Source organism: Streptomyces sp. NPDC005803 (assembly GCF_040630435.1).
GTDB lineage: Bacteria > Actinomycetota > Actinomycetes > Streptomycetales > Streptomycetaceae > Streptomyces.
Map to the genome: position 1 here is coordinate 471529 of NZ_JBEXXO010000002.1, position 19313 is coordinate 490841.

Here is a 19313-nt window from a genome sequence, read left to right on the forward strand (position 1 = left end):
CGGCGGCACGGCGTGTCGCCGGTCGGCACCGAGACCGGGACCGGCAGGGGACCGGGCACCCGGAACTCGACTGTCGTACCCGTTCCGGGTCGGATGCGCGTGGACCACCGGCCCCCGGTGGTCTCGGCTCCCTCTCGCACCTCGACCACTCCGAAGTGTCCGTGCCTGCCACCCGGGGCAGCGGTACGCCGGTGCCGCCGTCCACGACACGCGCGGGCAGGAGCCCGCAGCTCAGCGCACGCGCCCCCGGGGCTTGAGCGCCACCGGCGGCAGTGCGGGGGCCGACAGCCGGCCGCCGTCGTAGCCGTGCACCTCGCCGAAGCGTGAGCCCTCCGCCCACGCCTGCCGGGCCTCCTCGATCTCCGCGTGCGAACGTCCCACGAAGTTCCACCACATGACGATCTCCTCCTCGAAGGGCTCACCGCCCAGGAGCATCAGACCGGCGTCGGACTCCGCGCGCAGGGGGAGCTCCGTGCGGCCGCAGCCGAGGTAGAGCATCGAGCCGGGCAGGACGGGGACTCCGTCGACCTCCGCCTCGCCGGACATCGACAGCACGGCGTACTCGAAGTCGGGGTCCAGCGGAAGGCGCGCTTCGGCCCCTCGGCTCAGGGCGAGGTCGGCGCCGACGATCGGGGTGTACGCGGTGCCGGGTGAGGTGGTGCCGTCGAGGGTGCCGAGGATCACGGTGGCCGTGAGGCCGGGCGCGGTGACGGTCGGCAGGCCGGTGTGGTGCTGGAAGTGCGGTTCGACGTGGCGGTGGGCATCGGGGAGGGCGACCCAGAGCTGGGCGCCGTGCAGCAGCGCGGCGTGCGGCTTGGGGCTCTCCTCGGAGTGGCTGATGGCACGGCCCGACGTCATCAGGCCGAGTTCGCGCGGCCGGATCGTCTGCAGGCTGCCCACGCTGTCGCGGTGCAGCACCTCACCCTCGTGCAGCCAGCTGACCGTCTGCAGACCCATGTGGGGGTGCGGCGGGACCTGCATCCCGGGTTCGTCGGCGATGTCGTCGGGGCCGTAGTGGTCGACGAAGGCCCAGGCTCCGACCATGCGGCGGCCCAGATTCGGCAGCAGTCTGCGGACCTCGGTGGACTCGCCGAGCTGGACACGGCGCGGGGCGAGGAGTTCACGTACGGGTTCGGCGACGACGAAGCCCCGCCCTCCACAGACGGAGAGTGCGGCCTGGCGATCGAGATTGCTCATGGCGGTCAACCTATTCCCGTGCGCGTTCGGGTGGGCTGCACCCACGCCGAATCTTTAGTGGAATGTTAAACCACCCATCGCTGTTGTGGCGCGTGGGTACGTACGGGAGTGACCCGGCGAAGCCCTCGACCGAGGAGGCCACATGAGCGACACCTACTACGAGTTCGGCACCGCCGCCGAGCGCTGGGATCGCGCGCAGTTCTTCTTCGGGTCGAAGGAGTACACGACCGCGGCCCGGATTCTGGGCGGGCTGGTCGAGGAGGTCCCGGAGCAGGTCGCGCCGCGGCTGCTGCTGGCCCGGGCCTACTACCACTCGGCGCGGCTCGGCCGGGCCGAGACGGAGCTGCGCGCGGTGCTGGAGCGCGACCCGGTCGAGCACTACGCACGGCTGATGCTCGGCCGCACGCTGGAGCGCCTGGGCCGGCAGACCGAGGCGGACACGCAGCTGCGGATGGCGGCCGCCCTGTCCGGGGACTTCACCCCGGCCGGTGACGCCTGACCGTTCCCCGCACCGGGCCGCGTCCGGATATCCGGATGCGGCCCGGCCGGACCGCGTGATACTCAACGGGGCATGACCGACCTCGTCACACCGCGCCTGATCCTCCGTCCGATGACCGTCACCGATGCCCAGCAGGTGGCGGCGGGCCGGCCGGCCGACGGGGTGCGCTGGGCTCCGGGCTACCCCTGGCCGGGCGAGATGGGGGCGGCCCGGCGGTTCCTGGACAGCTGCTCGGAAAGCGGCGACCCCACACCGTACGGTCCCTACGGGATACGGCGCCGCGAGGACGGGCTGGTGATCGGCGGAGCGGGGTTCCACGGGGCGCCCGACGAGAAGGGGCACGTCACGATCGGTTACGGGCTCGTGGAGTCGGTGCGGGGCCTGGGTTACGCCTCCGAGGCGCTGCGCGCGCTGCTGCGGTTCACCCGCGATCAGGGCATCGCGAGCGTCCACGGGGACACCGATCTCGACAACCTCGCCTCCCAGCGCGTCATGACCGCGGCAGGCATGCGCCTCGTGAAGGAGGACGCGCTGCTGAAGCACTACCGCGTCGACTGGGACGGACCCGCCCGTCAGGAGTGAGGCGGCTTCCGTACGCGACGGAGCCCGCCGGGGTCTCCCCCGGCGGGCTCCGGGCGTGCCGTGGACGTGCGGTGCACGCCCCGCCGCACGCGTCACGCCGATGCGGGCCGCGGCGCGCCGGGCCCCGGCGGCACCGGAACTCAGCCCGCGCGCACCGGAACTCAGCCCGCGACGCCGGCCGGCCGGTTCGCCCTGCCGCCCGCGGCGGCGCCCCTGGCCGGCCTCGGCACCAGCAGCCGTTCGGTGAGATGACCGAAGACCAGTCCGAAGACGGTCCAGAGCGTGATCTGCACCGCGAGCGTGGCCAGCCTGAACTCCCACAGCAAAGTGGCGGGGAAGTCCTTTCCGACCTCGTTGAACGACGGCAGGAACGCGTAAGCGATTCCGGTCACCAGCACATAGCCGGCGGCGCCCGCGATCGTGGCGTTCCAGTTGCCCAGGCGCGGAGCCAGTCGTCTGCCGAGGATGACGGCGCCGACGGCCAGCAGGACGCTCAGAGCGACCATCAGGAAGAACAACGCGGTGCGGCGGCCGATGGTGTCCGGGTCGCCGACCGCCGGCGGATTCGCCGGGTACTTCAGGAACGGCACGATGTACACGGTCAGCAGCGCCGCTCCCGCGATGAGCGCAGCCGTCGCCCTGGGGCCGAAGCGGCCCATCCGGCCGAGGGCGTAGCAGAAGACGAGTGCGGCGATGCCGCCGACGGCGACGCCGAAGACGAGTACACCGGTGGCGAGACCGCCGGTGGACTGCATGGTGCGGCTGACGAGTTCCTCGCCACCACCGTGGTCGTGGGCGTGCGACTCCTCGAGCGCGATGGCCGCGTCGACCCGTGACTCACCGAGGAAGTAGGCCACGAGAAGGGCGAACGCACCCGCGACGAGACCGGCCAGCATGCCGCGGACCAGCAGAGCTCTGACAGATATGGAGTTCATGAGGGGTTCCCCTGGATCGGCCCGATGGGTCAGTGGCAGGGGAAACCGAGGAGGTGGCGGCCGTCGTGGACCCACTCGTGCACGCCTTCGCCCGAGATGAGCGCGGTGGCGCCCTGCTCGGCGCCGACGAAGTACAGCAGGATCAGCATGAGGACGCCGAAGAAGGCCGCCCACGGGGCGAGGGTCTTCAGCGAGAGGGGAGTGATGGCGGGTGTGACGGCGGCGGGGGCAGCAGTCTGTGCCATGGCAGAACCTCCTGGGGGAACACGCGTCCCGATCGTGGTGCCTGAGACGAAGGTGCTGGGTCTGACTTCCCGCACAGATGCGGGTTCACAGTGGCGCGACCGTGCCGGATTCTCACCGGACTTCCGTCACACCCTCGTCATGTCGTCGCGACCATACCGCCTGGGCGCGGGAGCCGCCATGGTGCCCCCGCACGGTCCGGGCGGCCCGGACGCCGTGGTGTGCTTGGCCAAGTGGCCACAGTTCAGGGAGGGGAGAGCGGGCATGACGGTACGGGTGATGTTGATCTCACCGGCAATGAACGCCGCGCTGCGCGAGGCCCGGTTCGCGGGTGACGCGGCCCTCGACCAGGCCGGGTTCCGGCTGGCGCGGGCTGCCGTCGGCGCGGTGCCGGCCGCGGACCGGTGGCTGCGGGGGCCGTCCCGGCGGTGCGCGGGCACCTCGGAGGCGCTCGGACTGCGGCCGACGGTCGAACACGCCTTGCGCGACTGGGAGATGGGCCGCTGGTCCGGGGCGCGGCTGTCCGCGGTCAGTGAGGACGAGCCGGACGACGTGGCCGCCTGGCTGGCGGATCCGTCCACGGCTCCGCACGGGGGCGAGTCGCTGCTGGAACTGTGCGCCCGAGCGGGCACATGGCTCGACTCGCTGCACGGGGGCGACGCCGGCCGCGTCGCGGGGGTGGCCGAGCCCGCCGTGATCAGGGCCGCGGTCGTCCATGCGCTGGCCCTCCCGCCGCAGGCGTTCTGGCGCCTGGACGTGGCTCCGCTCACGCTGACGGAGCTCAGCGGGAGGGCGGGTCGGTGGAACCTGCACTGCGGCCGGCCGCTGGCACAGCAGGCGCCGGGCTGACGGACGTGGCGTGACGGGGGCCGGTCCGTACGCGTGCGAGGTGTGATCTCCGAGGCTGTCCCGTGATCCCGGGTGGCCGGCGCGCTCGCCGGCAGGCTGCCCTACCGTGCCGTCCTCGACGCGGAGCGGCCGGCTGACGCCTTCCGGCTGTCGACGCGCACGCACACCGAGTGGACCTTCATGTCCGGCACGGTCGACTCGGAGTCCTTCGAGCGGTTCTCGGTGGCACACTGCACCGGCGCCTGCGCCACCTCATGGACCTGGCCGGGGTCCGGACCCGGATGCAGCTCGGCGGTCATGCCGGTCACCGGGGGTGCACCGGAGGACGTGGCAGCCCCCTGCGGCTGCTCGCCGTCAGGGGGCGACCATGACACGCGTACGGCGAGTGGTGGAACGGGGCGCCGGGCGGGGCCGTCGCGGGGCGAGCGCCGATGCCGAACATGGCTCCCGGCACTCGCGCGACGCCGCGGGCGGACTCCTCGATGACCGGCCGCCCGTGACGCTGGGCTCGCCGTCGTGGAGAGCGGCTCGCGCGATACCCGGCCCCGTGCCGACCGCGGCGGCCGGCGCACGGTCGACCTGTGCCGCTCGATCAGGTCGCCGCTCCCAGCCCGTGCAGGAAGGTGTCGACAACGACGTCGGCCGCCTGCGCGGCTTCGAGGTCGGGCATCTGCCGGGCCACGAGATGCATGAGCTGGGGCAACAGCGCCCCGGCCCACCCCTCGGGTGTGCCGGGGCGGAGCAAGCCCTCGTCGATGGCGCGCCGGAGAAAGGTGTCGACGTCCCGGATCGACGCGTCCCGCCGCGCGCGGATTTCGTCGTCGGCGAGCATGCGGGCCAGATCCACGGGCCAGGTGCGATTGACACCGATGATGTTCTCCACGTAGCGGTGCAGGGCCACGGCGACCGGGGCCTCGCGCAGCCTCGCGTCCGCGATGGCCCCTTCGATGGCCTCCAGCCGGCATGCGTAGATGGCCGCGAGCAGTTCCTCGCGGGAGGCGAAACGCCGGTAGACGGTACGCCGGTCCACCCCGGCCTCGCCGGCGATGCGCGCGATGCTCACACCCGGATCGGCGGCGAGCATGCGGGCTCCCGTGGTCAGGACGGTTTCCAGGTTGCGTGCTGCATCGGCTCTCACCCCGCCACCGTACCTGGACTGAGGAGGATAGGCGGCGTACAGGCACGCTTATGTGAAGCTAACAGCCAGAAGCGCTACAGTGATGTGACAGTTAGAGACGGCTTCCGAAGGGGACAAGAAATGATCACCTACGACAGGCTCTTCATCGCGGGTGCCTGGACGGCCCCGAGCACCGCGGAACTGCTCGACATCCACTCCCCGCACGACCGGTCCCTGATCGGCCGGGCGGCGCAGGCGCGGCCGGCCGATGTGGACCGCGCCGTGGCGGCGGCGCGCACCACGTTCGACGCGGGCGTGTGGCGCGGGACGGCTCCGGCGGAGCGCATCGCCCTGATGCGGCGTTTCAACGAGCTGCGTGAGGCGAACGCGGCAAGGATCGCGGCGCTGATCTCGGCGGAGAACGGCTCCGCCGGATGGTTCACCCTGGCCGGTCAGTCAGGTCTGACGCGACAGGCGAACGCCTACCTGAAGGCGGCACAGGAGTTCGCCTGGGAGGAGACACTGACGCCGAGCGATCCCGATGCGCCGGCGCGCAGTGTGGTGCGCCGCGAGGCCGTCGGAGTGGTGGCCGCGGTGATTCCGTGGAACTCCCCGTTCTCCTCGGCGACATCGAAGATCATCCCCGCACTGCTCGCCGGGAACTCGGTCGTCCTGAAGGTGTCACCGGAGAACTCGTTGAGCATGGGATTCCTGGCTGACCTGCTCCTACGGACCGGCCTGCCGGAGGGCGTGGTCAGTGTCCTGCCGGCGGAGCGTGAGACCAGTGAGTACCTGGTGTCGCACCCGGACGTGGACAAGATCGCCTTCACCGGTTCGACGCGGGCCGGGCGCCGGATCGCCTCGATCGCCGGCGAGCAGCTGAAGCGGGTCAGTCTGGAGCTGGGCGGCAAGTCGGCCGCCGTCATCCTGCCGGACGCCGACGTCGCCAAGGCGGTCCAGGGACTGAAATTCGGTTCACTTCTCAACAACGGCGAGTCATGCATCGCACAGACCCGGATTCTGGCACCACGTTCCCGGTACGAGGAGGTCGTGACAGCGCTGAAGGAACTGGTGGAGTCGCTGAAGGTCGGCGACCCCGACGACCCGGACACCTTCATCGGCCCGATGATCCGTCAGGACCAGCAGCAGCGCGTGCGCGACTACATCGCGCTGGGCATCGAGGAAGGTGCCCGTCTGGTGACCGGCGGCCCGCAGGTCCCCGAGGGTCTGGAGAAGGGCAACTACGTCACCCCGACGGTGTTCGCCGACGTCGACAACTCGATGCGCATCGCGCAGGAGGAGATCTTCGGCCCGGTCCTGGTCGTCATCGCGTACGACGACGAGGATGACGCCGTACGCATCGCCAATGACTCCGAGTACGGGCTGTCCGGCGGGGTGTGGTCCTCCGACGAGAGCCACGCCCTGGCCGTTGCCCGCCGGATCCGCACCGGCACGGTCACCGTCAACGGCGCCTCCGTCGCTTTCGACGGCCCGTTCGGAGGTTTCAAGGCCAGCGGCATCGGCCGCGAGTACGGGACCGTCGGCCTCGGTACGTACACCGAGTACAAGACCATCACCGTCTGACCCCCGCCCTGACCGGCGCGTCCACGGGGCGGGGCAGCCGGGGAGGATCCCCGCGCCCCACGCCCCCCGTTGGCACCGTCGGTGCCGTGGTACGGGCCCCGCCCCCCTCGCAGCCCCGCCCCCGTCGCAGCCACGGCCCCGCCCTCGCCGTGTCACCAGGGCCGCAGCGCCCGAGACCTCCCAGCCGTCCGCACACGCGATGCCGTCCGCCCGCGCGATGACGTGCCCGCCGACAGCCTGGACTGCGGCGAGCACGCCCTCATGGACAGCGGCGAGCACGCCTTCACGCCGGCGTTCGTTCAGGAGGACGGGACACCGACCTCCGGGGCGCCGACGCGGCCTTAGCCGTCAAGCCCTCAACCGCGGTACGTCTCCAGCAGCCTCAGCCAGATCTCGCTGATCGTCGGGTACGCGGGCACCGCGTGCCACAGGCGGTCGAGGGGGACCTCTCCCGCGACCGCGATCGTCGCCGAGTGCAGCAGCTCGCCGATCCCCGGGCCCACGAACGTGACCCCGAGCAGGATCTCCCGGTCCAGGTCGACGATCATGCGGGCGCGGCCCTGGTAGCCGTCCGCGTACAGGCCGGAGCCTGCCACCGCGGCGAGGTCGTGGTCGACGGCCCGGACCCGGTGCCCGGCCTGCTCCGCCTCGGCGAGGGTCAGGCCGACCGAGGCGGCCTCCGGGTCGGTGAAGACGACCTGGGGGACGGCCGCGTGATCGGCGGTGGCCGCGTGGGCGCCCCAGCGGTCGGTCTCCAGGAGCGGGACGCTCCGGGCGCGGGCGGCGATCGCGGCGCCCGCGATGCGCGCCTGGTACTTGCCCTGGTGGGTCAGAAGGGCCCGGTGGTTCACATCGCCGACGGCATAGAGCCACGGGGTGCCCTCGACCCGGCAGCTGTCGTCGACGGTGAGCCACGAGCCCGGCTTCAGGCCGACCGTCTCCAGGCCCAGGTCGTCGGTGCGCGGGGCGCGGCCGGTGGCGAAGAGGATTTCGTCGGCCTCGATCCGTTCGCCGTTGTCGAGTTCCACCGTGACCGGCCCGTCCGGAGCGGAGCGCTGCACGGACGTGGCGGAGACGCCCATGCGGATGTCGGCCCCCGCGGCGGTCAGCGCTTCGGCGATCAGCTCGCCGGCGAACGGCTCCATGCGGGGCAGCAGCCCCTGACCGCGGACCAGCATGGTGATCTCGGCGCCCAGAGCCCCCCAGACGGTGGCCATCTCCACACCGACCACTCCCCCGCCGACGACGACGAGCCGGCCGGGCACCTCCTTGGCGCTCGTCGCCTCCCGGCTGGTCCAGGGGCGGGCCTCGCCGACGCCCGGCAGGTCGGGGACGACGGCCCGGCTGCCCGTGCACACGGCCACCGCGTGCCGGGCCGTGAGGCGGTGCTCCGTGCCGTCGGGCGCCGCGACCGTGACCTCCTTGGGTCCCGTCAGCCGGCCGTGACCCCGGAAAATGTCGGCGCCGATGCCTTCGAGCCAGGCGACCTGGCCGTCGTCCTTCCAGTGCGAGGCGTACGTGTCGCGGTGCGCGAGCACGGCGGCGGTGTCCAGCGGGCCCTGGACGGCGGCGGCGAGGCCCGGGACGCGGCGGGCGTCGGCGCGGGCGACGACGGGGCGCAGCAGAGCCTTGCTCGGCATGCAGGCCCAGTACGAGCACTCGCCGCCGATGAGCTCGGACTCCACAATGGCGGTGGTCAGGCCGGCGGCCCGGGCGCGGTCGGCGACGTTCTCACCCACCGGACCCGCACCGATGACCACTACGTCGTAATTAACAGGCTGCTCAGCATGTGTCATGGGCCCATTCTGGTCATGGGTGTGCGCGGGGGCCACATGGGCAGGCGGAATAGCGCAAGCACGGCCACCGTTGTCCCGGACACGTCCAAACGGGCACAGGAAGAGGTAGCACAGCATGAGCACCGTAGAGCTCACCAAGGAAAACTTCGATGAGGTCGTCAGTGACAACAAGTTCGTCCTGATCGACTTCTGGGCTTCCTGGTGCGGCCCGTGCCGGCAGTTCGCGCCCGTCTACGACTCGGCTTCCGAGCGTCACGCGGACCTGGTCTTCGCCAAGGTGGACACGGAGGCCCAGCAGGAGCTGGCGGCGGCCTTCGAGATCCGGTCCATCCCGACGCTGATGATCGTCCGGGACAACGTGGCCGTCTTCTCGCAGCCGGGCGCGCTGCCGGAGGCCGCACTGGAGGACGTGATCGGCCAGGCCCGGAAGCTGGACATGGACGAGGTCCGCAAGTCCATCGAGGACCAGCAGAAGGAACAGAAGTAGGCGAGGCCGACGCCGCGCGTGCGTCAGGGCCCGGCCGGTGACGGCCGGGCCCTGACCGCTGCCGGGCGTGCGTCCGAGGCCCGGCGGGTTCAGCGGTCGGCGTCGCCGTCCACGTTCCGCTCCGAGACGCGGACCGAGAGTCCGTAGTCGAGCTCGGATCCGTCGATCAGCAGGGCCTCGACGGTGTGCGTGGCCGGGTCGATGTCCGCCACCATCCCGTCGCCGGCGTACCGGGGGTATCCCGACTCTCCGGTCTCACCGGTGGCGGCCACGACCGCCGAGCGGATGGCCTCACCGGGGCCCGGACTGCCGGGGCCCGCATCCTTCGTGTCCGGCTCGTCGACGCCGGATTCCCCGGTGCCGGAATCCTTCGTGCCGGCTCCCTCGCCCGCCGCGCCCTTGCCGTCGGCGAACGCGGGGACCAGCAGGATCTCGTAACTCTGCGGATGGCTCATGTTCATGACGCTAAGCACGGGGCGTCCGCCACGCATGTCGCCGCGCTGGCGACCGGTCGGGCCGGCCTCGGTCCGAGCGGCCCGCAGACCGTAGGGCGGACCCGCTCCCTGCGAGGTGGCGGGCAGGTCCTACGGTGTTGCGATGACCATCCAGCACCGCAGCCCCAGCAATGACGGCACGGCCGGCTTCCCCGGCCAGGCCGGTCCCACCGCCACCTCCCAGGCCGATCCGCACGACGTGGGCCCGGTCCGCACCTCGTATGCCCCCGACCGGGACGGCGACCCCGATCCGGGCGAGATCGTCTGGACCTGGGTGCCGTTCGAGGAGAACGACGGCCGCGGCAAGGACCGTCCGGTTCTCGTGGTCGCCCGCGAAGGGTCGGGCACACTGCTCGCCGTGCAGCTCTCCAGCAAGCAGCACGACCAGGACCGGGAGTGGGTGGCGCTGGGGGCGGGCCCCTGGGACAGTTCGGGCCGCCCGTCGTGGGTGGATCTGGACCGGGTTCTGCGGGTGCACGAGGACGGCATGCGGCGTGAGGCGTGCGCGTTGGACCGGGACAGGTTCGACCTGGTCGTCGGGCGGCTGCGGGAGCTCTACGGCTGGCGGTGACCGCCGGCGGCGCCCGTCACGGCCGGCTCTCCGCCGCCGTGGGGGGCCCGCCGACCCGAACGGCCCAGGCCCGGCACCCCGGCTGACGTCCAAGCCTATGGCTCAACGTCAGCGTGAGAGTTGCCCCTCGCCGGCGAACACCCGGTCGAAGGCGTCCCTGGTGGGCGAAGCCTTGTCCCGGTCGAGGATTCCGAAGACGATCTGCTCGAAGTGACCCGCGAAGCGGCCACCGTCGGTGAGCAGCGCGCGGAAGGCTCCCGCCACCTCGGCCGGGTCGTTCCGGAACACGCCGCAGCCCCAGGCGCCCAGGACGAGCCTGCGGTAGCCCCGCACCGCCGCGACCTCCAGCACCCGTTCGGCGCGCGAGGCGAGGGCGGCGGGTATGCGGTGCGCCGACTCCGGGGTCCGGCTGCGGATCACCCCGGCGTTGGGAGCGGGCGAGGTGAGGAATCCGGCCGTGTACGGGTCTTCGAGCAGCCGTCCGCGGTCGTCGCGGAAGACGGGTACGCCCGGTGAGTGGATGACCCGGTCGGTGTAGAAGGCGCTGCGTTCGGCCCGGTGGTGGGCGTAGTACTCGGGGGCCCGCAGCAACGTCGCGTACAGGGCGGAACCGCGGCACAGGGCTTCCTCCTGCGCCTGCGCCCCGTTGCGGTAACCGCCGCCGGGGTTGCGGGCCGAGGCGTAGTTCAGGACGGCGATCTTGCCCGGCTCCTCGCCGGTCATCCGGGCGGCCGCCTGCAGACTGCTCTCGCCGGTGACCTCGATGCGCGGTGTGCGGTTCCCGTCCAGTGCCGCCACGGGCACCGGCTCGGGGCCGTAGAGCCTGGTTCCCGAGAGGGCCACGGTCAGCGCACGCTCGATGCTGACCGTCCGGCCACCCGGCGTGCGGTAGTGACCTGCTTCGACGATGGTCTCGTTCTCTCGCGCGATGCCGCGCAGCCGGGCGCTCACCGGCCCTCCCCCTTATGGTGCATACGGGGCATCGTCGACGCACCCACGGCGTGAGCGCAAGTGAATTTCCGATGCACAGGGGCACCCTTGTGCGATCTCCCGGCAACGGTTTGGGTAGGACGGACGCACCGGAACAGGAGGCCCGGCATGTCATCCCACACATCGGACGGACACGGTCCGCCCGGACAGACCACCCTCATCGGCGAGGACGAGGCCGAGGATCTACTGCGCTGCATCTGCTTCAAGACGGGGCCGCCCCGCCTGGTGGGCGTCGAGCTCGAATGGCTCCTGCACGACCGCGACCGGCCCCACCTTCCCGTCCCGCACGACCGTCTCGAAGCGGCCGCGACGGCCGTCCGGGCGCTGCCCCTGAACGCGGCGCTCACCTTCGAACCCGGCGGCCAGCTGGAGCTCAGCTCGCGCCCCGCCGGCTCACTCATGGCCTGTGTGAACGACATGGCCGCCGATCTCGTCGCCGTGCGCGACGCCCTCGGCCGGCTGGACCTCGCTCCGGCCGGGTTCGGCGTCGACCCCTGGCATCCGCCGCGCCGGCTGCTGCGCCGGCCCCGCTACGACGCCATGGAGGCCGCGTTCGACCGGTCAGGTCCGGCGGGCCGCGCCATGATGTGCACGACCGCGTCCGTCCAGGTCTGTCTGGACGCCGGAGAGGAGGAACCGGGGCCGCTCGGGTACGGGCGGCGCTGGCAGCTGTCCCATCTGCTGGGTGCGGTGCTGGTGGCCGCGTTCGCCAACTCGCCGTTCCGGCTGGGGAGGCCGACGCCGTGGCGGTCCGCGCGCCAGTCGCTGTGGGCCGATCTCGATCCGCTGCGCACGCTGGCCCCGGCGGGGCAGATGCCGCCCCGCGAGGCGTGGGCGGCCCACGTGCTCGACACGCCCGTCCTGTGCATCCGGGACGACGAGGGGCCCTGGGCCGTGCCCGAGGGGCTCACCTTCCGTGACTGGATCCGCCGGGGGGAACCGCGGCGCCCTGTCCGGGCCGATCTCGATTACCACATCACCACGTTGTTCCCGCCGGTTCGCCCGCGCGGACACCTGGAGCTGCGCATGATCGACGCGCAGCCCGGTGACGACGGCTGGCTCGTGCCGCTCGCCGTCACCACTGCCCTGTTCGACGACCCGGAGGCAGCCGAGACCGTGTACCGCACCGTCAAACCCCTGGCCGAGTCGGCGGGCCCGCTGGCCGCGCCCCGCAATCCGCTGTGGACCGCGGCCGCCCGCGACGGGCTCACCGATCCGGAACTGCGGGCGGCCGCGACCACCTGCTTCGACCTCGCCCTGGAGGCGCTGCCGCGAAGGGGAGCGACACGGGCCGTCCAGGACGCGGTGGCCGGATTCAGGGACCGTTATGTCGCACGGGGCCGATGTCCGGCCGACGACCTGGGGGAACGGCTCACGGCTGACCCTCACCTCGGTCCGGCCCACCCGAAGGGGGCCCTCTCATGACCGACTCCGCCACCCCGTCGCCGTACCGCGCGCAGGAATCGGACGGCCAGGACCCCGAGGTGCTCCGCGAGCGCGCGGTCGCCGCGCTGCTCACCGCCCGCGAGCGCACCGGTCTCCTGACCGACAGCGTGGACGACCACGAACTCACCGCGCAGCACTCCCCGCTGATGTCGCCCCTGGTCTGGGACCTCGCGCACATCGGCAACCAGGAGGAGCTGTGGCTGCTGCGCGGCGTCGCCGGGCGCGAGGCCATGCGCCCGGAGATCGACGGACTCTACGACGCCTTCGAGCACCCGCGGGCCACCCGGCCCTCCCTGCCGCTGCTGACGCCCGCGGAGGCCCGTACCTACGCCTCGGAGGTACGGGGCCGGGCGCTGGACGTACTGGAGTCCACTCCCCTGGGCGGCCGCCCACTGGTGAGGTCCGGCTTCGTCTTCGGGATGATCGCCCAGCACGAACAGCAGCATGACGAGACGATGCTGATCACCCATCAGCTGCGCTCGGGTCCTGCCGCACTGAGTGCGCCACCACCGCCCCGGGCTGCCGACGCGACTGCCCTGCCACCGGAAGTCCTGGTGCCCGGCGGCCCGTTCACCATGGGCACGTCGACGGAGCCATGGGCCCTGGACAACGAGCGCCCCGCGCACCGGCGCGAGGTCCCGGGATTCTTCATCGACACCGCGCCGGTGACCTGTGGCGCCTACCAGGCGTTCATCGAGGACGGCGGCTACACGGAGCGCCGGTGGTGGGCGGGCGAGGGCTGGGCGATGGTGCGCGAGCACGGGCTGACGGCCCCGCTGTTCTGGCACCGGGAGGCCGGGCAGTGGCTGCGCCGCCGCTTCGGGGTGACCGAGCCGGTCCCGGCGGACGAACCGGTGCTGCACGTCAGCTGGTACGAGGCGGACGCGTACGCCCGCTGGGCCGGGCGCAGGCTGCCCACCGAGGCCGAGTGGGAGAAGGCGGCCCGCCATGACCCCGGCTCCGGGCGCTCCCGGCGCTTCCCGTGGGGCGACGAGGAACCGACTCCGGAGCGCGCCAATCTCGGCCAGCGTCATCTGCGTCCCGCGCCTGCGGGGGCGTACGCCGCCGGGCGCTCCCCGTCCGGCGCCGGGCAGCTGATCGGGGACGTGTGGGAGTGGACGTCGAGCGACTTCCTGCCGTACCCGGGCTTCGCGCCGTTCCCCTACCGCGAGTACTCGGAGGTCTTCTTCGGTCCGGAGCACAAGGTGCTCCGGGGCGGTTCGTTCGCGGTGGACGCGGTGGCGTGCCGGGGGACGTTCCGGAACTGGGACCTGCCGGTGCGGCGCCAGATCTTCTCCGGATTCCGCACCGCCAGGGACATGTGATGTGCCGTCATATTGCGTACGTGGGGCCCCCGGTACCGCTGGGTGCGGTGCTGACGCGGCCTGAGCACTCGCTGGTGCGGCAGTCCTGGGAACCTCGACGGCAGCGGCACGGGACCGTCAACGCGGACGGTTTCGGTGTCGGCTGGTACGCGGACGGGGACCCGGTGCCGGGACGGTACCGCCGGCAGGGTCCCGTCTGGGGCGACCAGACGTTCGCCGATCTGGCCAGGGTGGTGCGCAGCCGGGCTCTGCTCGCCGCGGTCCGGGACGCCACCGAGGCGGATCCGGACGGCGAGGCGGCGGCCGCGCCCTTCAGCGGTGGCGGTGTGCTCTTCAGCCACAACGGCGCGGTGAAGGGCTGGCCCGGATCGGTGGCGCCGCTGGCGGCGGCGCTTCCCCCGGCCGAGCTGCTCGGGCTCACCGCGCGCAGCGACTCCGCGCTGGTGTGGGCGCTCGTGCAGCACCGGCTGGCGCTGGGTGACGCGCTCGCTGAGGCTGTCGCGGACACCGTGCTGGAGGTCGCCGGCGCGGCGCCCGGATCCCGGCTCAACCTGTTGCTCACCGACGGCCGCGCCGTCGTGGCGACGGCCTGGGGCGACTCCCTGTGGTACCTGGCCGAGCCCGGCCGGCACACGGTCGTCGCCTCGGAGCCGTACGACGACGATCCACGGTGGTCCGAGGTCCCCGACCGCACGCTGCTGACCGCCACCCGCGCCGATGTCCTGCTGACCCCGCTCAAGGAGCCCACCGAGTGAGTCCCTTCCTGCTGACCCGTACCCTGCCGGTGGACGCGACGGACGCGGCGCTGCGCGCCGATGTGCTGAACGGTCTGACCCGGCTCCCCAAGACGCTGCCTCCCAAGTGGTTCTACGACGCCCGCGGCAGCGAGTTGTTCGAGGAGATCACCCGGTTGCCCGAGTACTACCCGACGCGCGCCGAACGGGAGATCCTGATCGGCCGGGCGGCCGAGATCGCGGCCGCCTCCGGTGCGCGCACGCTCGTGGAACTGGGCTCGGGTTCCTCGGAGAAGACCCGGCACCTGCTGGACGCGCTGCCGGGGCTGCACAGCTACGTGCCGGTCGACGTGAGCGAGAGCGCGCTGCGCGGCGCGGCGAAGGCGCTGCTGGAGGAGCGGCCGGAGCTGTCGGTGCACGCGTTGATCGCCGACTTCACGGCGGAACTGTCCCTGCCGCAGACTCCGGGGCCCCGCCTGGTGGCGTTCCTCGGCGGCACCATCGGCAATCTGCTGCCGGACGAGCGGGCCGCCTTCCTGTCGTCGGTGCGGTCGCTGCTGTCCCCCGGCGACACGCTGCTGCTCGGTACGGATCTGGTGAAGGACGAGGAGGTGCTGGTCGCGGCGTACGACGACGCGGCCGGGGTGACGGCCGCGTTCAACCGGAACGTCCTGTCGGTCGTCGACCGGGAGCTGGGCGCGGACTTCGTGCCGGACGACTTCGAGCATGTGGCCCGGTGGGACCCGCGCCGCGAGTGGATCGAGATGCGGTTGCGGGCCCGCCGGGCCCTCACGGTGAAGGTTCCGGAGCTGGATCTGGTGGTGTCGTTCGAGGCCGGTGAGGAGATGCGGACGGAGGTGTCGGCGAAGTTCCGCAAGGACGGAGTGCGTGATGAACTCGCCGGTGCGGGGCTGCGGTTGACTCAGTGGTGGACCGACTCGGCGGGCAGGTTCGCACTGTCGCTGGCCACCGTGGACTGAGCCAGCCGGGCCAGTGCGCGGCGGTCTCGGACGCTGCCCGCCGGGATCGGTGGCAGGACGACGATCTCGGCGGTCAGGCCGGCCGCCCGCACCACCCGCCACAGGGAGACGGCCAGCGGATCGTCACCCACGAACGCGGCCGCTCCGGCGGGGACCCGGTGCCCGGCGGGAGCGCCGAGGTAGCGGACGCGGACCGGCTGGACCGTCGCGCCGGCGTCGATCGCCGCCTGGAAGGCGGCGGGCCGGAACCGGCCGCCGGGGCCGCGCCCGCACCAGGTGCTGCCTTCCGGGAAGACCACGACGCGTCCCCCGCCCCGTAGCGCGGAGGCGATGGCGTGCACGGCCGCGGGCAGGGCGCGCAGCCGTTCGCGCTCGACGAAGAGGGTGCCGCCGAGCGTGGCCAGAGCGCCGAGCACCGGCCAGTGCCGGATGTCGCTCTTGGCCAGCATCCGGCCGGGGCACACGGCCGCGATCAGGGGGATGTCCAGCCAGGACACGTGGTTGGCGACGACCAGAACCCCCGGTCCGCCCCGGTGCGCGTCCGGACGGCCGACCACGCGCACCTGTACGCCGAAGGCCCGCACCACCCCGCGCGCCCAGGCCCGGATCAGCCGCTCCCGGGGGGCCGGGCCCAGGAGCAGTGCGAGCGGGGCGGTGAGAGCGCCGGTGAGGGTGAGTGCGCACCCGGCGAACAGCAGGACCGCTGCCGGGAGCGGGCCCCGGGCGGGGCCTTCGTGCGTGGCGCAGCCGGGCGGGGTGCAGGGCGAGGTGGGCAGCCAGGGGTTCACTGCTGCGGGGCGAGCGAGAGGAAGTGGCGCAGGTAGCGGGGGTCCGTGGCGCGGAGCGAGAGCAGGACGTACAGGTCGGCGGCGTTGAATTCGGGGTCGTGGGCGGGAGCGCCGCAGACCCGGGCGCCGAGCCGGAGGTAGCCGCGCAGCAGGGGCGGGAGCCCGGCGGGGCCCTTCGGGGCGCCGGGGCGGGCGGCCGGGGCCTGCCACAGGCGGTGCGGTGAGACCCAGTACTCCTCGGGTGCCAGGTGCTTCGTCCGTACGGTCTCCCAGGCCCTGGCGGCCGCCGTGCCGCCGTCGGAGAGGGGGATCGAGCAGCAGCCGGCCAGCCAGTTGTGTCCGCTGCGCTCCATGTAGCGGGCCAGACCCGCCCAGATGAGTGCGATGACGGCGCCGTCGCGGTGGGCCGGGTGGACGCAGGAGCGGCCGACCTCGACCAGGTCGTCCCGGACGGCCTGGAGCCGGGTGAGGTCGAACTCGCTCTCGGCGTAGAGGCGTCCCGCGATGCGGGCGCGCTCGGGCGGCAGCAGCCGGTAGGTGGCCACGATCTCGCCGGTGGCCGTCTCCCGGACCAGGAGGTGGTCGCAGTACGCGTCGAACGCGTCGCTGTCGAGGCCCGGTTCGGGACCGTCCAGCCGGGCGCCGAACTCGGCGGAGAAGACCTGGTGGCGCAGGCGCTGGGCAGCGCGTATCTCCGCCTGGTCCACGGCGAGCGAGACACGGTAGCGCGGCGGCGCGGCGGGGGCGGTCCGGTGGGGCGGCTGTCCCGGAACGGACCGGGCGGGGGCGGGAACGGCCGGGGAGGCGGTGGGCAGCGCATGCATGGCGGACTCCGGGGACGGGTCGGCAAGGGCGGCTGCCGGGCCACCACGGGATGCGGGGGCCCGGCTCCTTACTTCTTCCGTGACCGGCTGGATTCGACGTGTCCGCCATGCGGAGCCAGGATGTGCGACGGCTGAATCCCGCGCTGCGCGGCGCTCCCGCCGCGCGGCGCGGGGCAGTGAGCCGGCTGCCGGGTCAGCTGCCCGCGAGCAGCGCGGTGATCTTCTCGGACGCCTTCTTCGCCTCGCTCGCCGGGTCTCCGCCCTGGAGGACCGCCGTCATGTAGGGCTTGATCGGGTTGGCGGCCTCGACGGCGGCCCACTGCGGCGAGTTGGGGGTGGCGTGCCCGCGTGCGGCGCCCGCGGCCATCGCGGAGGTGCTCTCCTCCCCTTCGATGACGTGGGCCAGGGAGGACTTGTTGGGCACGTAGCTCATGGTCTTGGCGAGTTCCTCCTGCCACTTCGCCCCGGCCAGCGCCTTGATGACCTCGAATCCCGCGCTGCGCTGGTCCGCCTTCTGCGGGATGATCAGGTCGGAGCCACCGGTGAATACGGAACCGGGGGCCTTCGCGGTCTTGCCCGGTATCGGGAAGTAGCCCAGTTTTCCCTTGAGTTCGGGGTTCGCCTTCTCGATCAGGGCCGCGGAGCTGGGGGTGGAGATGATCTGTGCGACGTTCCCCCGGACGAACACATCGCTCTGCGGCGGCTTTTCCTCGTCCGCGTCCTTGGGTCCGTCGCCCAGGGCCTGGAGTTCGGAATAGAAGTCCATGCCCTTGAGCGCGGCGGAGGTGTCGAGCGCGCCCTGCCAGTCGCCGCCCTTGTCACCGGCGAGTTCGCCGCCTTCGTCCCAGATGAATCCGGCGAGCACGTACCAGTTCTGGCCCGGCAGATACATGCCCTGGTTGCCGTCGTGGTTCAGCTTCTCGCTGTCCTCGATCCACTGCTTGCGGGTCTTCGGCGGGCTCTTGATTCCCGCCTGCTCGAACAGGTCCTTGTTGTAGATCACCACCCGGTTGGCCGCGTACCACGGAATTCCGTACTGGACGCCGCCGATGCTGCCCGGTTCGGCGAGGCCGGGCAGCCAGTCCTCGCTGCCCAGGTCACGCATGGACTCCAGGGTGAGGTCGCGCAGATTGCCGCTCTCGGCGTACTGGGCGACCTGGGTGTTCCCCACCTCGATGACGTCCGGGGTGTCCTTGCCGCCCAGCGCTTCGAGAACCTTGGGTCCGATGCCGCTCCAGCTCTGAATCTTGAACTCCAGTTCGACCGACGAGTGCTCGTCCTCGTACGACTTCTTGAAGCGGTCCAGGAAATCGGCGGTGACGCTGTCCTTCATGAGCCAGATCGTGACCTTCTTGTCGCCCGCGCCGTCCGAGCCGGGGAGCATTCCGCACCCGCCCAGCGTGACGGTGGAAATCAGGGCTATCGCTCCGACGAGCATGCGGTTCTTCACGGGGGTCACCTTCTGCGAAACGGCAGGACAGAGTTGCGGACCCGGTGTGGGGGACTGCGGGCTGCGCTCGCACGGGCGTGGCTGGATTTTGGTATGGACCAATCCTCCGGTCAAGGGCGGTTCCGGACGGGCGGGCACTCCGCGATCTCTCGCGAACCTCGCCGAGGTGGGGCACCTTGGTAAGGGCGAGAGGAGAAATACCATGTCAAATCACACGTATCGCGTCACGGAGATCGTAGGAACCTCCCATGAGGGCGTCGACGCGGCGATCCGCAACGGCGTCGCAAGAGCTTCGGAAACGTTGCACAATCTCGACTGGTTCGAGATCACCCAGGTGCGCGGCCAGATCCAGGATGGCCGAATCGAGCACTACCAGGTCGGCCTGAAAGTGGGCTTCCGGCTCGACGAGAAGGAGTAGCGGC

22 protein-coding genes and 1 riboswitch are annotated in these 19313 nt (G+C 72.1%); of the genes, 11 read left to right on the forward strand and 11 right to left on the reverse strand.

Features of this window, described 5'->3' with window-relative positions; genetic code table 11:
* Positions 1-231: 231 nt before the first annotated feature.
* Positions 232-1197 carry a pirin family protein gene (locus ABZ454_RS04765; RefSeq protein ID WP_359536075.1) on the reverse strand — a complete coding sequence of 322 codons (966 nt, stop codon included), beginning with the start codon at positions 1195-1197 and terminating at the stop codon, positions 232-234.
* A 142-nt stretch (positions 1198-1339) separates the two neighbouring features.
* On the opposite strand from ABZ454_RS04765, the gene ABZ454_RS04770 reads away from it, so the two are divergent.
* Positions 1340-1696 carry a tetratricopeptide repeat protein gene (locus ABZ454_RS04770; protein ID WP_356318069.1) on the forward strand — a complete coding sequence of 119 codons (357 nt, stop codon included), beginning with the start codon at positions 1340-1342 and terminating at the stop codon, positions 1694-1696.
* A gap of 72 nt (positions 1697-1768) precedes the next feature.
* On the forward strand, positions 1769-2278 hold the full coding sequence (locus ABZ454_RS04775; RefSeq protein ID WP_359536076.1) for a GNAT family N-acetyltransferase: 510 nt from the start codon (positions 1769-1771) through the stop codon (positions 2276-2278).
* A 161-nt stretch (positions 2279-2439) separates the two neighbouring features.
* On the opposite strand, the gene ABZ454_RS04780 is transcribed toward ABZ454_RS04775, so the two are convergent.
* Both ABZ454_RS04780 and ABZ454_RS04785 read right to left on the reverse strand, forming a co-directional pair.
* Complete coding sequence (locus tag ABZ454_RS04780) at positions 2440-3213, reverse strand: CbtA family protein (RefSeq protein ID WP_359536077.1); 774 nt, start codon at positions 3211-3213, stop codon at positions 2440-2442.
* A 29-nt stretch (positions 3214-3242) separates the two neighbouring features.
* A complete protein-coding gene (locus tag ABZ454_RS04785) occupies positions 3243-3458 on the reverse strand; it encodes a CbtB-domain containing protein (RefSeq protein ID WP_356318064.1) in 216 nt (71 codons plus the stop codon).
* 45 nt (positions 3459-3503) lie between these two features.
* Positions 3504-3597, reverse strand: a riboswitch (adenosylcobalamin (AdoCbl) riboswitch).
* Between the two features lie 123 nt (positions 3598-3720).
* Here ABZ454_RS04785 and ABZ454_RS04790 point away from each other — a divergent pair.
* On the forward strand, positions 3721-4305 hold the full coding sequence (locus ABZ454_RS04790; protein ID WP_359536078.1) for a histidine phosphatase family protein: 585 nt from the start codon (positions 3721-3723) through the stop codon (positions 4303-4305).
* A 101-nt stretch (positions 4306-4406) separates the two neighbouring features.
* Here the strand turns inward: ABZ454_RS04790 and ABZ454_RS04795 are convergent, their stop codons facing one another.
* Positions 4407-4604: a hypothetical protein gene (locus ABZ454_RS04795; RefSeq protein WP_359536079.1), complete on the reverse strand. Its 198-nt coding sequence runs from the start codon at positions 4602-4604 to the stop codon at positions 4407-4409.
* Positions 4605-4897: 293 nt separating this feature from the next.
* Positions 4898-5389, reverse strand: coding sequence for a helix-turn-helix domain-containing protein (locus ABZ454_RS04800; protein WP_359536182.1), 492 nt, complete (start codon positions 5387-5389; stop codon positions 4898-4900).
* A gap of 174 nt (positions 5390-5563) precedes the next feature.
* On the opposite strand from ABZ454_RS04800, the gene ABZ454_RS04805 reads away from it, so the two are divergent.
* Positions 5564-7006, forward strand: coding sequence for an aldehyde dehydrogenase (locus ABZ454_RS04805; RefSeq protein WP_359536080.1), 1443 nt, complete (start codon positions 5564-5566; stop codon positions 7004-7006).
* Positions 7007-7362: 356 nt separating this feature from the next.
* Here ABZ454_RS04805 and ABZ454_RS04810 read toward each other — a convergent pair whose 3' ends face one another.
* On the reverse strand, positions 7363-8802 hold the full coding sequence (locus ABZ454_RS04810) for an NAD(P)/FAD-dependent oxidoreductase (protein WP_356318058.1): 1440 nt from the start codon (positions 8800-8802) through the stop codon (positions 7363-7365).
* Between the two features lie 115 nt (positions 8803-8917).
* On the opposite strand from ABZ454_RS04810, the gene trxA reads away from it, so the two are divergent.
* Positions 8918-9289, forward strand: coding sequence for a thioredoxin (trxA, locus tag ABZ454_RS04815; RefSeq protein ID WP_356318056.1), 372 nt, complete (start codon positions 8918-8920; stop codon positions 9287-9289).
* Positions 9290-9378: 89 nt separating this feature from the next.
* Here trxA and ABZ454_RS04820 read toward each other — a convergent pair whose 3' ends face one another.
* Positions 9379-9744 carry a hypothetical protein gene (locus ABZ454_RS04820; RefSeq protein ID WP_359536081.1) on the reverse strand — a complete coding sequence of 122 codons (366 nt, stop codon included), beginning with the start codon at positions 9742-9744 and terminating at the stop codon, positions 9379-9381.
* A 142-nt stretch (positions 9745-9886) separates the two neighbouring features.
* On the opposite strand from ABZ454_RS04820, the gene ABZ454_RS04825 reads away from it, so the two are divergent.
* Complete coding sequence (locus ABZ454_RS04825) at positions 9887-10354, forward strand: type II toxin-antitoxin system PemK/MazF family toxin (protein ID WP_359536082.1); 468 nt, start codon at positions 9887-9889, stop codon at positions 10352-10354.
* Positions 10355-10462: 108 nt separating this feature from the next.
* Here ABZ454_RS04825 and ABZ454_RS04830 read toward each other — a convergent pair whose 3' ends face one another.
* Positions 10463-11305 (reverse strand): TIGR02452 family protein, encoded by an 843-nt coding sequence (locus tag ABZ454_RS04830; protein ID WP_356318050.1) that lies wholly within the window; start codon positions 11303-11305, stop codon positions 10463-10465.
* A 147-nt stretch (positions 11306-11452) separates the two neighbouring features.
* Between ABZ454_RS04830 and egtA the strand changes: the two genes are divergently transcribed.
* From egtA to egtD, 4 genes are read left to right on the forward strand one after another with little or no spacing between them, the layout of a single operon-like run.
* Positions 11453-12769 (forward strand): ergothioneine biosynthesis glutamate--cysteine ligase EgtA, encoded by a 1317-nt coding sequence (gene egtA / locus ABZ454_RS04835; protein ID WP_359536083.1) that lies wholly within the window; start codon positions 11453-11455, stop codon positions 12767-12769.
* Positions 12766-14115, forward strand: coding sequence for an ergothioneine biosynthesis protein EgtB (gene egtB, locus ABZ454_RS04840; RefSeq protein ID WP_359536084.1), 1350 nt, complete (start codon positions 12766-12768; stop codon positions 14113-14115). Before egtA ends, egtB begins: the two co-directional genes overlap by 4 nt.
* On the forward strand, positions 14115-14870 hold the full coding sequence (gene egtC / locus ABZ454_RS04845) for an ergothioneine biosynthesis protein EgtC (protein WP_359536085.1): 756 nt from the start codon (positions 14115-14117) through the stop codon (positions 14868-14870). Before egtB ends, egtC begins: the two co-directional genes overlap by 1 nt.
* Positions 14867-15829 (forward strand): L-histidine N(alpha)-methyltransferase, encoded by a 963-nt coding sequence (gene egtD / locus ABZ454_RS04850; protein WP_359536086.1) that lies wholly within the window; start codon positions 14867-14869, stop codon positions 15827-15829. The genes egtC and egtD overlap by 4 nt, the downstream gene beginning before the upstream one ends.
* Here egtD and ABZ454_RS04855 read toward each other — a convergent pair.
* From ABZ454_RS04855 to ABZ454_RS04865, 3 genes are all read right to left on the reverse strand, one after another.
* On the reverse strand, positions 15772-16617 hold the full coding sequence (locus ABZ454_RS04855; protein ID WP_359536087.1) for a lysophospholipid acyltransferase family protein: 846 nt from the start codon (positions 16615-16617) through the stop codon (positions 15772-15774). The genes egtD and ABZ454_RS04855 overlap by 58 nt on opposite strands.
* A complete protein-coding gene (locus ABZ454_RS04860; RefSeq protein WP_359536088.1) occupies positions 16614-17441 on the reverse strand; it encodes a GNAT family N-acyltransferase in 828 nt (275 codons plus the stop codon). The genes ABZ454_RS04855 and ABZ454_RS04860 overlap by 4 nt, the downstream gene beginning before the upstream one ends.
* Positions 17442-17634: 193 nt before the next feature.
* Positions 17635-18891, reverse strand: a complete 1257-nt coding sequence (locus ABZ454_RS04865) for an extracellular solute-binding protein (RefSeq protein ID WP_359536089.1) — start codon at positions 18889-18891, stop codon at positions 17635-17637.
* Positions 18892-19093: 202 nt separating this feature from the next.
* On the opposite strand from ABZ454_RS04865, the gene ABZ454_RS04870 reads away from it, so the two are divergent.
* Positions 19094-19309: a dodecin gene (locus ABZ454_RS04870; RefSeq protein WP_356318034.1), complete on the forward strand. Its 216-nt coding sequence runs from the start codon at positions 19094-19096 to the stop codon at positions 19307-19309.
* The last annotated feature ends 4 nt before the right edge of the window (positions 19310-19313 follow it).